At 65.8% G+C, this 13,039-nt stretch carries 14 protein-coding genes; 6 read left to right on the top strand and 8 right to left on the bottom strand.

Going from position 1 to position 13,039, the window contains the following annotated elements; all coding sequences use genetic code 11:
- Nucleotides 1-159: 159 nt before the first annotated feature.
- Nucleotides 160-1,929, top strand: coding sequence for a gamma-glutamyltransferase (gene ggt / locus V5F68_RS11450; protein WP_394014863.1), 1,770 nt, complete (start codon nucleotides 160-162; stop codon nucleotides 1,927-1,929).
- A 13-nt stretch (nucleotides 1,930-1,942) separates the two neighbouring features.
- Here ggt and V5F68_RS11445 read toward each other — a convergent pair whose 3' ends face one another.
- The 3 genes from V5F68_RS11445 to hemB all read right to left on the bottom strand — a co-directional run bounded on the left by V5F68_RS11445 (nucleotide 1,943) and on the right by hemB (nucleotide 5,138).
- A complete protein-coding gene (locus tag V5F68_RS11445) occupies nucleotides 1,943-2,608 on the bottom strand; it encodes a hypothetical protein (protein WP_394014862.1) in 666 nt (221 codons plus the stop codon).
- 61 nt (nucleotides 2,609-2,669) lie between these two features.
- Complete coding sequence (locus V5F68_RS11440; RefSeq protein WP_394014861.1) at nucleotides 2,670-3,929, bottom strand: threonine ammonia-lyase; 1,260 nt, start codon at nucleotides 3,927-3,929, stop codon at nucleotides 2,670-2,672.
- A 162-nt stretch (nucleotides 3,930-4,091) separates the two neighbouring features.
- On the bottom strand, nucleotides 4,092-5,138 hold the full coding sequence (hemB, locus tag V5F68_RS11435) for a porphobilinogen synthase (RefSeq protein WP_394014860.1): 1,047 nt from the start codon (nucleotides 5,136-5,138) through the stop codon (nucleotides 4,092-4,094).
- Nucleotides 5,139-5,360: 222 nt separating this feature from the next.
- Between hemB and V5F68_RS11430 the strand changes: the two genes are divergently transcribed.
- The 4 genes from V5F68_RS11430 (at nucleotide 5,361) to V5F68_RS11415 (ending at nucleotide 8,185) form a co-directional block, all read left to right on the top strand.
- The gene (locus V5F68_RS11430) at nucleotides 5,361-6,431 is read left to right on the top strand and encodes an enoyl-CoA hydratase/isomerase family protein (RefSeq protein ID WP_394014859.1); all 1,071 of its coding nucleotides are present in this window, start codon (nucleotides 5,361-5,363) and stop codon (nucleotides 6,429-6,431) included.
- Nucleotides 6,428-6,859 (top strand): DUF6163 family protein, encoded by a 432-nt coding sequence (locus V5F68_RS11425; protein WP_348845004.1) that lies wholly within the window; start codon nucleotides 6,428-6,430, stop codon nucleotides 6,857-6,859. Before V5F68_RS11430 ends, V5F68_RS11425 begins: the two co-directional genes overlap by 4 nt.
- A gap of 48 nt (nucleotides 6,860-6,907) precedes the next feature.
- Nucleotides 6,908-7,597 (top strand): O-methyltransferase, encoded by a 690-nt coding sequence (locus tag V5F68_RS11420; RefSeq protein WP_394014858.1) that lies wholly within the window; start codon nucleotides 6,908-6,910, stop codon nucleotides 7,595-7,597.
- 72 nt (nucleotides 7,598-7,669) lie between these two features.
- A complete protein-coding gene (locus tag V5F68_RS11415; RefSeq protein WP_394014857.1) occupies nucleotides 7,670-8,185 on the top strand; it encodes a DUF4142 domain-containing protein in 516 nt (171 codons plus the stop codon).
- Between the two features lie 69 nt (nucleotides 8,186-8,254).
- On the opposite strand, the gene V5F68_RS11410 is transcribed toward V5F68_RS11415, so the two are convergent.
- From V5F68_RS11410 to panC, 5 genes are all read right to left on the bottom strand, one after another.
- Nucleotides 8,255-8,473, bottom strand: a complete 219-nt coding sequence (locus V5F68_RS11410; protein WP_348845007.1) for a hypothetical protein — start codon at nucleotides 8,471-8,473, stop codon at nucleotides 8,255-8,257.
- A 140-nt stretch (nucleotides 8,474-8,613) separates the two neighbouring features.
- Nucleotides 8,614-8,886 carry a helix-turn-helix domain-containing protein gene (locus V5F68_RS11405; RefSeq protein WP_394014856.1) on the bottom strand — a complete coding sequence of 91 codons (273 nt, stop codon included), beginning with the start codon at nucleotides 8,884-8,886 and terminating at the stop codon, nucleotides 8,614-8,616.
- 35 nt (nucleotides 8,887-8,921) lie between these two features.
- The gene (locus V5F68_RS11400) at nucleotides 8,922-10,859 is read right to left on the bottom strand and encodes a hypothetical protein (protein ID WP_394014855.1); all 1,938 of its coding nucleotides are present in this window, start codon (nucleotides 10,857-10,859) and stop codon (nucleotides 8,922-8,924) included.
- A 109-nt stretch (nucleotides 10,860-10,968) separates the two neighbouring features.
- Nucleotides 10,969-11,208, bottom strand: a complete 240-nt coding sequence (locus V5F68_RS11395; protein WP_394014854.1) for a DUF6894 family protein — start codon at nucleotides 11,206-11,208, stop codon at nucleotides 10,969-10,971.
- 29 nt (nucleotides 11,209-11,237) lie between these two features.
- The gene (gene panC / locus V5F68_RS11390) at nucleotides 11,238-12,083 is read right to left on the bottom strand and encodes a pantoate--beta-alanine ligase (RefSeq protein WP_394014853.1); all 846 of its coding nucleotides are present in this window, start codon (nucleotides 12,081-12,083) and stop codon (nucleotides 11,238-11,240) included.
- A gap of 214 nt (nucleotides 12,084-12,297) precedes the next feature.
- Between panC and V5F68_RS11385 the strand changes: the two genes are divergently transcribed.
- Nucleotides 12,298-13,005, top strand: coding sequence for a VWA domain-containing protein (locus V5F68_RS11385; protein ID WP_394014852.1), 708 nt, complete (start codon nucleotides 12,298-12,300; stop codon nucleotides 13,003-13,005).
- Nucleotides 13,006-13,039 lie beyond the last annotated feature (34 nt).

Genomic DNA, 13,039 nt, shown 5'->3' with positions numbered 1-13,039 from the left:
TGTGCCCCACCTCCGGACGCAAGAACCGGCCCTTGGCCTCAAACTTCGGCGTTGAACGCCTGTATTCTGACAAAACCCGCCGACCTTGCCACGCCCTCGCCCATGTGGCGACCGACAAGGGCTGCGCAAGCGTGATCTTACCTCAGGACCGGATTGCACATGGATTTTTCCGCCGCCGCCCGCCGTGTCGCCGTTGTTGCGCTTCTCTTGTCCAGCCCGTCCGGCCAGGCCCTTGCCATTTCCCCCCAGCCCGTCGAGGGGCCGAACGGCATGGTGGTGAGCGAGCAGGCGATCGCCGCCCAGATCGGCGCGGACATTCTGCGGCGCGGAGGCAATGCGGTGGATGCGGCGGTGGCGGTGGGATATGCACTCGCCGTGGTGCATCCGTGCTGCGGCAATCTCGGCGGAGGCGGCTACATGGTGGTGCGCCGCGCTGACGGCACCGCGATCTTCATCGATTTCCGTGAAGTTGCCCCGCAGCAGGCGACGCCCGACATGTTCCTGGATCGCAACGGCAATGTGGTGCCGGACGCGAGCCTCAAGGGCTGGCGCGCCGTGGCTGTTCCCGGGTCGGTCATGGGTCTCGATGCCGCCTTGGAGCGCTTCGGCTCCATGTCCCGCACGCAGGTGATGGCGCCGGCGATCGCGCTGGCGCGGGAGGGCTATATTCTCTCCGCGGGCGATGCCGCGATCCTCGCCACCGGGACGCAGGATTTCCGGGCCGACCCCGTCCTCGCAGAGATTTTCCTGAAGGACGGCGCCGCGCTCAAGGCTGGCGACAGGCTGGTGCAGAGCGACCTTGCCTCGACCCTGTCGGCCATCGCAGCCGGCGGTCCGGCCGCCTTTTATCGCGGCGAGATTGCCCGCCGCATCGTCGAGGCGAGCGCGGCGCGCGGCGGCCTCTTGAGAGAGCAGGATTTCGCGCAATACGCTGTGCGCGTGGGAGAGCCGCTGCGCTGCACCTATCGGGGCTACGATATTCTCACCGCAGCGCCCTCCAGCGCGGGCGGAGCGGCCATCTGTGAGACCTTGAACATCCTCGAGGGTTACCCGTTGTCGTCGTCCGGCGCGGGGGCAGCGGAGACGGTGCACATCCTGGCCGAATCCATGCGACAGGCCTTCATCGACCGCAATTCCGTGCTCATCGATCCGGCGTTCGGTTCCAATCCGCTGGAGCGCTTGCTGTCCAAGGACTATGCGGTCGCGATCCGGGCGCGCATAGATCTCAACCGCGCCGCCGTCTCGACGTTGGACGATCCCTCCTCGGCGCCCCACGAGGGAACAGAGACGACGCATTATTCGGTGGCCGACGCGGCTGGCAATACGGTGGCCGTAACCTATTCCCTCAACGCCTATTTCGGTGCGCGGGTGATGGCGCCGGGCACCGGGGTTTTCCTGAACGACACCATGGACGATTTCACCGCCAAGCCCGGCAATGCCAATGCGTTCGGCCTCGTCCAGGGTGCGCGCAACGCCATTGCCCCGGGAAAGCGGCCGCTGAGTTCCATGAGCCCGACCATCGTGGTGCACGATGGGAAGCCTTACATCGTCCTGGGCTCGCCGGGAGGGTCTCGGATCATCTCCTCGGTGGTGCAGACGCTGGTGAATGTGATCGACCACGGCATGACCCTTCAGGAAGCGGTGGATGCCCCGCGCATTCACCATCAATGGCTTCCCGACGTGCTCTTTGCCGAGCCCTATGCCCTGTCACCCGACACCATCCGCCTGCTGGCGGAAAAGGGGCACCAGGTGGTGGTGCAGCGCCCGTGGAGCGCTGTAGAGGCGATTCAGTTCCCGGACGCTGGCCCGGCCCGTGCGCAGCAGCCCGCCTTCGGTGCGGACACGCTGCGGCTGTGGAAGCCAAAGCCTGGCACGATCTATGGTGCCAACGACAACCGTCGCCCGGCGGGCGCTGCCGTCGCTCCCTGAGCTGCGCGCCGCTTCAGGTAAGCTGGCGGTAGATCCGTGTGCTGATGTCGGCGAGATTCTTCTCCTCGCGGGCAATACTCTCGACGACCTGGACCCGGGTCTCCCGCAGGCTTTCCAGCGCTTCGCCGATGAATTGCTCCGCCTCGCGCATCTCAGCGTCCGAAAGCGGGGCGGAGACGTGTGCGAACGCCGTCCGCAGCTTCAGCAGTTCGCGCGCGAGATTCCAGGCGAGGAAGGTGCCGGCGGAGGGGGCGAAGTTCATCTTCTCCAGCATGCCGCGCTTCTGCGCGCGGCGCAGCGTTGTGATGTTGGGATAGGGCTGCCCGTTCGCATCGGCACCTGCAAAAGCGGTCAGCCAATCGTCCAGGATGGATTTGAGAAAATTCAGCCCATAGAGCGCCTCGGTCGTCGCCTCGCGCTGATTGTGCAGGAAGGCAATCTCGCCCTTGGCGATCTGCCCCTGCACGCCGAGCCAAGCGATCCAACCTGCAAAAATGGTCCCGGCGGCACCCAGCAGGCCGCCGGCAAGGTCGCCATATTGGCGCAGGTAGCAGCCGATGCCGCCAGCCGGCAGGGCGAAATCGCACAGGTGTGCCCTGTCGTCGGCGAGGTGCAGCAGCAGTCCCACCGAGCAGATGAGGAGCGCCAGCACCAGCAGGGTCTGAAACAGAGGCTTCATGCGCAAAGGATGGCCGCAAGGCCCTCCGCTTGTCGAGGGGCTCCGGCTCAGGCGCGATGACTCACCATTCGGTGCCGCCGGCGCCGAGCCGCTCCACCGGGAGGCCTTCGGCTTCAAGCGCGCGCTGGATTTGTTCCGCGTGCAGGGCGTCGCGGGTTTCCACAGTCAGATCGAGCCGGGTGCCTTTGGCGGGTACGTCGAGGAAGGTGCGGCGGTGGTGCACTTCCAGGATGTTGGCGCCGAGCTGGCCCAGCAGCGTGGTGATCATGCCGAGCATGCCCGGCCGGTCGAGGATGGTCAGGCGGAAGGAGACGATGCGCTGCTCGCGCTCCAACTCGCGCACCAGGATGCTAGCCAGCACTCGCGGGTCGATATTGCCGCCGGACAGCATCAAACCAACCGTCTTGCCCTTGAAGCGCTCCGGCTGGGCCAGCATCGCGGCAAGGCCAGCCGCGCCGGCGCCTTCGGCCAGCACCTTCTGGTTGGTGAGCAGTGCGTTCACCGCCTGCTCCAACGTGGTCTCCTCCACCAGCACGATGTCGGACACGAGATCGCGGATGATCTGGGCCGTCATGCGTCCGACGTTGCGCACCGCGATGCCTTCCGCGAGCGTCGGGCCGCCGCAGGGCCGGGCGACCCCGTTCAAAGCGGACCACATGGCGGGATAGAGCGCGGCTTCTACACCCACCACCTCGGTGGTGGGGGACAGGCCCTTCGCCGCCAGCGCCACGCCCGCGATAAGGCCGCCGCCGCCGATGGGAATAATCAGCGAGTCGAACTTCGGCCCGTCTTCGATCATCTCCAAGCCGATGGAGCCTTGGCCGGCGATCACGTCGGCATCTTCATAAGGATGCACGAAGACGCGGGCTTCGCTCGCGGCGATGCGCAAGGCCTCCAGCTCGGCATCGCCCACGCCCTCGCCGTGCAGCACCACGCGGGCGCCGAACGCCTCGGTGGCAGCCACCTTCACCTGGGGCGTGTTCTCGGGCATCACGATGGTGGTGGAAATGCCGAGCCGCGTGCCGTGATAGGCGACGGCCTGGGCATGGTTGCCCGCCGACATGGCGACGACGCCGCGCCGGGCCTCTTCCGGAGTCAGGCGCGCCAGCTTCACCACCGCGCCGCGCTCCTTGAACGAGGCGGTCATCTGGAAGGTTTCGTACTTCACCCACACGTCCGCGCCCGTGAGCGCAGAGAGGCGCGGCGCGCGAAGGGTGGGAGTGCGCACCACGGCCGCTTCCACGATGCTGCGCGCCGCCAGGAGGTCCGCAAGGGTGACGGGGAGGGGCGCAAGGTCGGTCGTGAGCGCTTCGGCGCGCATGGGCAGTCCTCGGACTCGGGCGTTGGGAGCGCACGCAATGCGCCCATCGTTCAAATTTGTCAGCCGCCGAAGGCGCGCGCCACCCGATAAGGGTGCCGCGAGAGCAATATCAGAGCGGTCTTAGCCCAACGGGCGCCGGCCTCGCGTTATGTCGGCGGGTGTTCATCTCCCCGCAGCGAGGCGCTCTGCCATGCGGGGCGCGAAATAGGTGAGGATGCCGTCCGCGCCGGCGCGCTTGAACGCCATCAGGCTTTCCTCCACCACCCGCTCGCCGTCGAGCCAGCCGTTGCGGATCGCGCCCTCGATCATCGCGTACTCGCCGGACACCTGATAGGCGAAGGTTGGCAGGCCGAACGCCTGCTTGAGACGGTAGACAATGTCGAGATAGGGCAGGCCGGGCTTGACCATGAGCATGTCCGCTCCCTCCTCGACATCGAGCGCGGCCTCGCGCAACGCTTCGGCGCCATTGGCGGGGTCCATCTGGTAGGTGCGCTTGTCGCCGGAGAGGGTCTTGGCGGTGCCGATCGCGTCGCGGAACGGACCATAGAAGGCCGAGGCGTATTTCGCCGCGTAGGACATGATCTGCACGTCTTCGAACCCGGCCCGGTCGAGGCCGCAGCGGATCGCGCCGACCCGCCCGTCCATCATGTCGGACGGGGCGATCACATCCGCTCCCGCCTGGGCCTGCACGATCGCCTGATGCACCAGGATCGCCACAGTCTCGTCGTTCAGAATGCGCTCGCCCTCGAGCAGGCCGTCATGGCCGTGGCTGGTATAGGGATCGAGCGCGACGTCGGTGATGAGGCCGATATCGGGCACCTCGGCCTTTATGGCGCGCAACGCGCGGCATACGAGATTTTGCTCGTTCAGCGCCTCGCTGCCGGTGGGATCGCGCAGCGAAGGCTCGGTATAGGGAAACAGCGCAATCGCCGGGATTCCGAGCTTGGCGGCACTCTCGGCGGCGCGCACGATCTCATCTACCGACAGGCGATCCACGCCAGGCATGGAGGCGATGGGTGTCCGCGTCGCGGTGCCTTCTACCACGAACACCGGCCAGATCAGGTCATCGACCGTTAGCGTGTTCTCGCGCACCAGCCGCCGTGCCCAACCGGATTTGCGGTTGCGTCGCAGGCGCTGCACCAGCTCGAGGCTTTCAGCAGCCGGATCGGCGGGCAGGGCGGAGGGGAAACGGGCGACGGGAGATGACATGGACGGGCACTCGCAATGGTGCGGCAGGCCTTGAGGGCCGCGAGGCATTCCTTATAAGCCTAGATCCACGCGAGGGCGAGACGATGGCGAGCGGCCGGGTGACGCGCACCCCGACCGCCTCCGCTCGCACCCTTCCGTTGACGCACGCGGGCGCGCCGTCTAACCCTCGCGATGCCTGATCCGGCGGGCGCGCGCCCGCATCATCTCTCCTAAGGAGCCGCCGTGAGCACCGAGCCAGACGTCCTGCTGGAGCGCCGGGGGGAAGCCGGCGTCATTACCCTGAATCGCCCCAAAGCTCTCAATGCGCTGAACCTCACCATGGTGCGCGCCATCCACCCACAGATGAAGGCATGGGCCCATGACCCCGCGGTGACGCGCGTCATCATCAAGGCGGCGGGCGAGAAGGCTTTTTGCGCCGGCGGCGATATTCGCGCCATCTACGACCACGGGCGCGTCGGGCAGGTGGACGATGCGCTGCGCTTCTGGTTCGAGGAATATCAGCTCAACCATTATATCGGCACCTATCCCAAGCCCTACGTTGCGCTGATCGACGGCATCTGCATGGGCGGCGGGTTCGGCCTGTCCGCCCACGGTCCCTATCGCGTGGCGGGCGAGCGCTATCTGTTCGCCATGCCCGAAGTGGCCATCGGCCTGTTTCCGGATGTGGGCGGCACCCATGTTCTGCCGCGCCTGCCCGACGCGAAAGGCGTGTACCTCGCGTTGACCGGCGCGCGCATCAAGGCGGCGGATGCCCTCTCCGCTGGCCTCGCCACCCATTTCGTTCCTACGGCAGGCTTTGTGGCTCTCGAGGAGGCGCTGGTGGCCGGCGGCGATGTCGCGGAGACCCTCGCCGCCCATGCGCGCGATCCCGGCCCGGCGCCGCTCGACCGGCACAAAAGCGTCATCGCTGATGCGTTCGGCCGGCCCGACGTCTGGGCAATTCTCGGGCGGCTGGATGAAATCGGCGCAGGCACGGGGGACGATGCGGCCTTCGCCCGCGAGTGCGCGGCGACTGTGCGCGGCAAGTGCCCCACCAGCGTTGCGCTCGCGATGGAGCAGATGCGGCGCGGGCCCGCGCTCGACCTCGCGGAATGTCTCGTCGCCGAATATCGGGTGGTGAACCGGGTAGCGCGCGGCCACGATTTCTACGAAGGTGTGCGCGCCGTGATCGTCGACAAGGACAATGCCCCACGTTGGGAACCGGCCCGGCTGGAGGATATCGATCCGGCCGTCATCGCCGGCCATTTCGCGCCCATCGCCCATGAACTGACGTTCACGCCGGACTCTGCATGACCCATTATGATCCCATCGACGCTAGCGCCCGCGCTCATTTGGAGCGCCTTACGCCATGGCGTCGACGGCTGGTGTTCTTCCTGCGGGCGGTGGCGCTCTTCTTGCTCGCCGAGGGCGTCTACCATTGGGCGATCATCTGCGGAATCGGCGATGGCGCGGCCAATTCCTTCGAAAGCCTGCCGCCATCGGTACAGGCGGCGATCATATGGGCGGCGATCATTGATCCCATTGCGGGAGTGGGGCTGTGGCTCGGCGCCGGCTGGGCCGTAGTGCTTTGGCTGATCGCGACGCTCAGCCAGGTGATCCTGGGCGCATGGGCACCGGCGGGCATGGGCCGGCTGCTGATTCTGACACTGTTTGAATTGGGGCTGGTGGTTGCGTATGCGGTGCTGTCCATCCGAGCGGCGCGCGAGAGCGATGAGGACTGAACGCGCGTCGTGTTTCACGAAGTGCAAGGGGAAGCGGAGGCGGCTGGCATGAGCGAAGCAGACATTAACCTGCGGTGCTGGTCGCGCGTCGATGATTATATCGTCGAGACGCTTGTGCCCGCCGACGCGACGCTTGACGCCGTGCTGGAGGCGAGCGCCGCGGCCGGTCTCCCTGCGATCAATGTCTCCCCCGCTCAAGGGCAGATGCTGGCCTTGTTCGCGCGCATGGTGAACGCCCGGCGCATTCTCGAAATTGGCACCCTGGGCGGCTACAGCACCATCTGGCTCGCCCGTGCTCTACCGGCTGACGGCAAGGTCGTGACGTTGGAAGCCGACAGCCGCTATGCGGAAGTGGCGCGCGAAAATTTCGAGCGTGCGGGTGTTTCGGAGCGCATCGACCTGCGGGTCGGCCGCGCCCTCGACACCTTGCCGGCGGTCGAGCATGACGCAGCCGGCCCCTTCGATCTCATTTTCGTGGACGCCGATAAGCCGAACAATCCCGAATACCTCGTCTGGGCCCTGCGTCTGTCGCGGCCCGGCACCCTGATCGTGTGGGACAATGTGATCCGCGACGGTGAGGTGGCGGACGCGGGCAGCGGTGATCCCCGCGTTCAAGGTGTGCGGCGCCTGTTCGACCTCCTGGCCGAAGATTCGCACCTCAGCTCGACGGCGATCCAGACGGTGGGCAGCAAGGGGTATGATGGCTTCGCGCTGACCCTCGTGCAGGAGCCCGCCTAGCGGACGAGGATTGCGCGTCACGGAACCAGCGGTCGTTACGGAAGGTTTCTTCCTTGGCCAAAGGAGGCGCCAATGCCCCACATCAAGACCCTCATCCTCGCCTGCATCGCCCTCATGGCGGCGCCGATGCTTGCACAAGCGCAATTGGCGGGCACCCTCTCGGGTCCCAAATTCGTCGAGGCGGCAGGGATTGCGGACCGGTTCGAGATCGAGGCCGGGCGGCTCGCCATGGAGAAAAGCGAGAATGCGCGGATCAAGGTTCTGGCGACGCAACTCGTGGCCGATCACACGCACGCCCTCGCCGGACTGAAGGCGGCAGCGGCGAAGGCCGATGGACAGATCGTGGTGCCGTCTACTCTCGATCCCAAGCATGAAGCGAAGATCGAGCAGCTCAAGGCAGCGACGGGTGCGGATTTCGACGCGCTGTTCGTTCAGATGCAGACCAGCGCGCACGATGCCGCCGTCGGCATCTTCGCCAGCTTCGCGAAGGACGGGGACCAGAGCGCGCTAAAGGACTATGCGGCCGAAACGCTGCCCATGCTCGAGCGGCATTTCGAGCGCATCAAGCAAATTCAGATTAAGACCTGACGCAATTAAATCATAAGCGCCAGGGACGAAGATGTGGATGCGGCACGGGCCCTGCCGTGCCGCATCATATCAGTTAGACGACGCTTTTTCAGTGAGGACAGCAATCAGCGCGGCGGCAACTTCACGCGTCACGCGCTTCTTGTATTTTGAATGAACCATCTGACCGTTGTGATAGACGTCATATTCGACGTAAACCATGTCACCGTCCCAACGCAGGATATTATCGGTCTGGGTGGTCTCGATGACGCCGAGGCCTTCGATGAACTGTTCACGCGGCTGCTTCAGCATTTCAGTCTCCCAAACCCGCGCTGCGCCTTCGGGATAAAGGCACTGCGTTCTTGATGCGCGCGCGCGGCCCAGCGTTAAAGATAGACCATAGCTCGCCGCCGACAAGCCGCGGCTTTTAGCGCAGGCTGGCGAACGGCGGGTTAATCGTCATTCGAGGCGTTGAGCTGGTCTGTCCGCAGACCTTCACCCGCGGGACGCATCCGCACGCCCGAGTCGATGAATTCCACCCCGGCCGTATCGAGTGCCGCCCGCATGCGGTGCAATGCCTCTGTCTGGTCGCTCACGCCGCCGGATTCAATGGCCTTAATGGTTTGCGCGGGCACCCCGCTTGTCCGCTCGAGGTCTGTCTTGGTCCAGCCGAGGAGCGCGCGTGCCGCTTTGATCTGCTGGCGGAGAAGCGGGGTGTTTGACATGTGGGCTCCCTAGGGTCTGGGAAAGGCGGGATATCTCAGGCGTCGCTTTGCGGGGGCACGACATCGGGAACGAGCCATTTGGCAAGTTTTGAGCCCAGCAATTTACGCGCACGCCGACGGCTCGCAGCTCTAAGCTCCAAGACCCGATCAAGTTCCGCCTGAACGGCTGCGGTCTGGCGCTCAAGCGCGATGAATTCCGCACGCGCGGTGCTGAGACCACGCTCCATCCTCAGGGAATGAGCGTGAACCGCATCGCGATCTGCGGTCAGGGCGGCCACCTCCTCGTGCAGAACCGACACTTCTCCGGCGAGGCGCCGCTCCTCTGCCGAGCCCGCTTCCTCGCGAAGCGCTGCGGCTGCATGCACGGCGCGCAGCTCGGACAGTTCGGCCTGATGAGCAGCCGCCTGCATCCTGATGGCGTTCTCGTTCTGCTGCCGCGCCTCCTCGAAGAGGCGCTCGACATCGAGGGCGTGAGCGCGGGCCGCGTCCCGATCGGTGACGGCGAGGTTCATTTCTTGACGGACGACGGAAACCTCCATTCCCAGTTCCTGGAGGGTCTCCTGAAGATTCAAGGAGTGGGCATGGATGGCGTCGCGGTCCCTGGCGAGCGCCGAAACTTCTTCCATCAAAACGGCGGACTGAGCTGCCTCCGTGTCGAGCCGTGCTTGTGCGGTGGAATATTCCGCGCGCAGAGCCTCAACTTCCGTCTCTGCCTGTAGCGCCCGGGATTCCAGGGCGAGCCGCGCCTCACGCTCAAGGAAAAGGCGCGTGTCTTCCGCATCCTGCGCCGTGCTCTCTTGCGCACGCTCGGCCGCGAGGTTCGCCTCGGCTGCTTGAAGAGCGATATTCAGCCGCTCGATCTCCGCCGCGAGCGCGGCGCGTTCCGCCTCGAAATCGGCGGGGTTCTCCTCCGTCGCCTTGAGAGCGATCTCGAGATTGTCCACATGCGCGCGGATCGCGTCGCGATCCTGGGTCAGGGCTAAAACTTCACCCTCCAGTTCGCTGATCCGGTTGCGAAGGGCCTCCATCTCGACGCGGGCGGCTTCCGCGGCAATGCCGACATGTTCGACGTGCGCATCCAGTTCGCCGACCCGGGAATCGGCCCTCCTCAGCCGTTCCTGCATGACCGCCAGCGCCGGTCCATAGAGCTGGCACGCCCGGTCGAAGTCGCGTCTCACCTGGTCCAGCGTCTCCAGGGCGCTGTTGGAACTCGGCGTGCGGCTCAATTCATCAAGCGCGTCGTAGGCGAGGCGGACCCATTCATGGATTTCCGACCGCGTGCGCCAATTGGGATCGTCAACCCGCTGATGTCGCAGCGTGTCGGAGATGAACCCATCGATCTCGGCGGCGGAAAAGTCGGACCAGCGCGGCCAAGCCAGATTAAGCCGCGTGCCGGTGGTCTCCAGCGTGCCACGCCAGTCGGAAAGAAGTGCGTTCCACGAGATGACATCACGCGGACCCGAGCGGGTCGCGTGTTCGGCATCCAGCACGTGCCGCAGCCACGTCAGGAGCCCGTGGGCGATCGACAAGCCGTCGCGCTCGCGCAGCGATTGCGCAACCTCGAGCGGGTTTCGAATGGGCAGAAGCGCCCGAGGGGCGTAGCCGCTCGCCCTCAATTCGTCGAACCAGAACGGCGTCAGGCGGCACATCCGAGGATCCTTGAGGGTGATCAGCGGCGCGCCGCCAAACTCCTCCTCGATCAGGCCCCGAGCGGATTCGGAAAACGCGTGGGCGACCGCAGTTTCCCTCCAGCGCGGATTGAAGGCGCGCCAATCGCTCCAGTCGGAACCGGCGGATTTGAGGATTTCCTGGTTGAGATCGGAAATCCGCGTCGATTCAAAATACCCCAGCAGATTATGGGCGGTGGGCTCCATCAAGGTCCGGGGTGGCGTGGCGCCCAGGTGCACGAGCGCCCCCGCAAGGCAGGATGTGCCGCTGCGGTGCATTCCCATAACTACAAGCGCGTCCTTCATTGAACCCTTGCCTTTGCCGACTTTGCGGCGCGCCGCACAAACCTCAGATTGCACCTAAGCTACCGGCCCGCTCTGTGGCGGGAAAGCCCCGCGCACCCGATAGTGACCCTCAATGGCCGTCGTGCCGGATGGCCTCGGAGACCGGAAATTCCAGCACGATCTCGCCTTCCGCGTCGCGTACGGCGATGACCGCGGCGAGCAGCCGCGCATCACCCGCCTGCGTCGCCAGCAGCGAGGCCGCAAGTGCCTGCGCCCGCTCCCAGGCTGCATCCGCGTCGCGCAGCAGAATGCCGCTCTCGTCCTTCAGCGTCTGGCCGCCGATTTCAGTATCGAAGAAATAGCGAGGCACGCGTGTGGCTCCTGCCGAAGGCCTGGGCGTCAAACGCCGATATTGTCGATGAGACGGGTCTTGCCGAGCCACGCCGCCGCCAGCAATCGGACGGGTTCGTCGGCTGATGCCAGAGGCGCAAGGGTTTCCGCATGGCGCGCGGCCACGTAATCCACCTTTAGCCCGGCGGTCGTGATGCGATCGGCGGCTGCCGTCGCCGCGGCATTGGCGGGCGTGCCGGCGCGGATCGCGGCGGCAGCTTCCTTCAGCGCCAGATGGATCACCGGAGCGATGGCCCGCTCCTCCGGGGAAAGGTAGCGATTGCGGGACGACAGAGCGAGCCCGTCATGCTCGCGCACCGTGGCGCCGGGCACGATTTCCACGGGCAGGTCGAGGTCGGCGGCGAGGCGGGTCACAACTTTTAGTTGCTGATAGTCCTTCTCGCCAAACATGGCGTAATCCGGCCCCGTGCGGATCAACAGCTTGCTCACCACGATCGCGACGCCGGCGAAAAAGTGCGTGCGGAAATCTGTTTCCAACCCCAGCGCCGGTCCGCCCATTGCAAAATGGGTGGCGAACCCTTGCGGATACATATCGGCGGCCGTGGGAGCATAGACCACGTCGACACCTTCGGCTGCGAGCAGCGCGAGGTCATTGTCGAAGGTGCGCGGATAGCGGGAGAAGTCCTCGTTCGGGGCAAACTGGGTCGGGTTTACGAAGATGGAGACCACGATCCGTTGCGCGAGGGTCTTGGCGTGACGCACCAGGGCAATGTGGCCTTCATGGAGGGCACCCATGGTGGGAACCAGCGCGACTTTCTCGCCCCCCGCACGCCACGTGCCTACCCGCGTGCGCAAGGTATCGACCGTTTCCACCACTTCGGGCTTGCCCGCCATCGTGTTTCTCCCGCAGGCCCCGACGGCCCGCCCACTTTTTTGCGGCGCAGACCCTAGCGCGGGAAACTTGCGGGTCAACCGCGTGATCCGCCGCCACGCATGGCGCTGCAACGCGCCCCTCTGGTGTGGGGCGCGAGAAGGCCTATTTTGCAGGGATGGACCAAGATTCCCTTCGCCCGCGTCTGACCGCCCCAATGTTGGGGATCGCCAAGCCATGAGCGCGCCGAAAAAGCCGTTGACCCCCGCAGGGGGCGCGAGCGAGGCAGAGCTTGCAGCCTTCCTTTCCGCCGCGCGCGAGCTCGGACCCGCGCAAGCGGGGGGAGGGCGGGGCCGGCTGGCCTTCGCCCTGGACGCGACTTTTTCGCGCCAGCCCACGTGGGATCTCGCCTGCCGCATTCAGGGCGACCTGTTTTCAGCCGCCGCGGATCTCGGCGGACTGGATGTTCAGCTGATCTATTATCGCGGCCTTTCGGAATGCCGCGCGTCGCCCTGGGTTTCCGAGCCCGCACGGCTCGGCGCCCTGATGGGCGCCATCACCTGCCAGGGCGGACACACGCAAATCTCGCGCGTGCTCGGGCATCTCGCGAAGGAGGCGCAGCGCTCCGGGCTGAAGGCGGCCGTCTTCGTCGGGGATGCGGTGGAGGAAAACCCCGATGCCCTCGCCGCGAAGGCGGGTGAGCTTGCCTTGCTCGGCGTGCGCCTGTTTCTGTTCCAGGAAGGCGAGGACCGGCAGGTGGAAGCCGTGTTCAAGGAAATGGCGCGCTTAACCTCCGGCGCCTGGTGTCGTTTCCGCCCCGGCGCGGACGGAGAATTGCGGGCTCTGCTGCGCGCGGTGGCCGCCTATGCCGCCGGCGGGCGGCAAGCCCTTTTGGCAACGAAAGAGTCGGGGGCGGTGCGGCTGCTCTCGGCCATGGGCCAATGACCGACGGCCTCCATCTTAACTCGACGATCGCGGG

It is taken from the genome of Roseixanthobacter pseudopolyaromaticivorans (assembly GCF_043195145.2).
Lineage (GTDB): Bacteria > Pseudomonadota > Alphaproteobacteria > Rhizobiales > Xanthobacteraceae > NCEH01.
Note: the sequence above shows the minus strand (reverse complement) of the source record. Positions and strands in the feature narration are given on the sequence as shown.

What these genes read in the sequence shown, in the direction of transcription:
- V5F68_RS11400 (WP_394014855.1), bottom strand. Translation starts at nt 10,859, where the DNA reads ATGAAGGACGCGCTTGTAGTTATGGGAATGCACCGCAGCGGCACATCC.
- panC (WP_394014853.1), bottom strand. Translation starts at nt 12,083, where the DNA reads ATGGCGGGCAAGCCCGAAGTGGTGGAAACGGTCGATACCTTGCGCACG.
- hemB (WP_394014860.1), bottom strand. Translation starts at nt 5,138, where the DNA reads ATGTCATCTCCCGTCGCCCGTTTCCCCTCCGCCCTGCCCGCCGATCCG.
- ggt (WP_394014863.1), top strand. Translation starts at nt 160, where the DNA reads ATGGATTTTTCCGCCGCCGCCCGCCGTGTCGCCGTTGTTGCGCTTCTC.
- V5F68_RS11405 (WP_394014856.1), bottom strand. Translation starts at nt 8,886, where the DNA reads ATGTCAAACACCCCGCTTCTCCGCCAGCAGATCAAAGCGGCACGCGCG.
- V5F68_RS11420 (WP_394014858.1), top strand. Translation starts at nt 6,908, where the DNA reads ATGAGCGAAGCAGACATTAACCTGCGGTGCTGGTCGCGCGTCGATGAT.
- V5F68_RS11445 (WP_394014862.1), bottom strand. Translation starts at nt 2,608, where the DNA reads ATGAAGCCTCTGTTTCAGACCCTGCTGGTGCTGGCGCTCCTCATCTGC.
- V5F68_RS11440 (WP_394014861.1), bottom strand. Translation starts at nt 3,929, where the DNA reads ATGCGCGCCGAAGCGCTCACGACCGACCTTGCGCCCCTCCCCGTCACC.
- V5F68_RS11410 (WP_348845007.1), bottom strand. Translation starts at nt 8,473, where the DNA reads ATGCTGAAGCAGCCGCGTGAACAGTTCATCGAAGGCCTCGGCGTCATC.
- V5F68_RS11415 (WP_394014857.1), top strand. Translation starts at nt 7,670, where the DNA reads ATGCCCCACATCAAGACCCTCATCCTCGCCTGCATCGCCCTCATGGCG.
- V5F68_RS11385 (WP_394014852.1), top strand. Translation starts at nt 12,298, where the DNA reads ATGAGCGCGCCGAAAAAGCCGTTGACCCCCGCAGGGGGCGCGAGCGAG.
- V5F68_RS11425 (WP_348845004.1), top strand. Translation starts at nt 6,428, where the DNA reads ATGACCCATTATGATCCCATCGACGCTAGCGCCCGCGCTCATTTGGAG.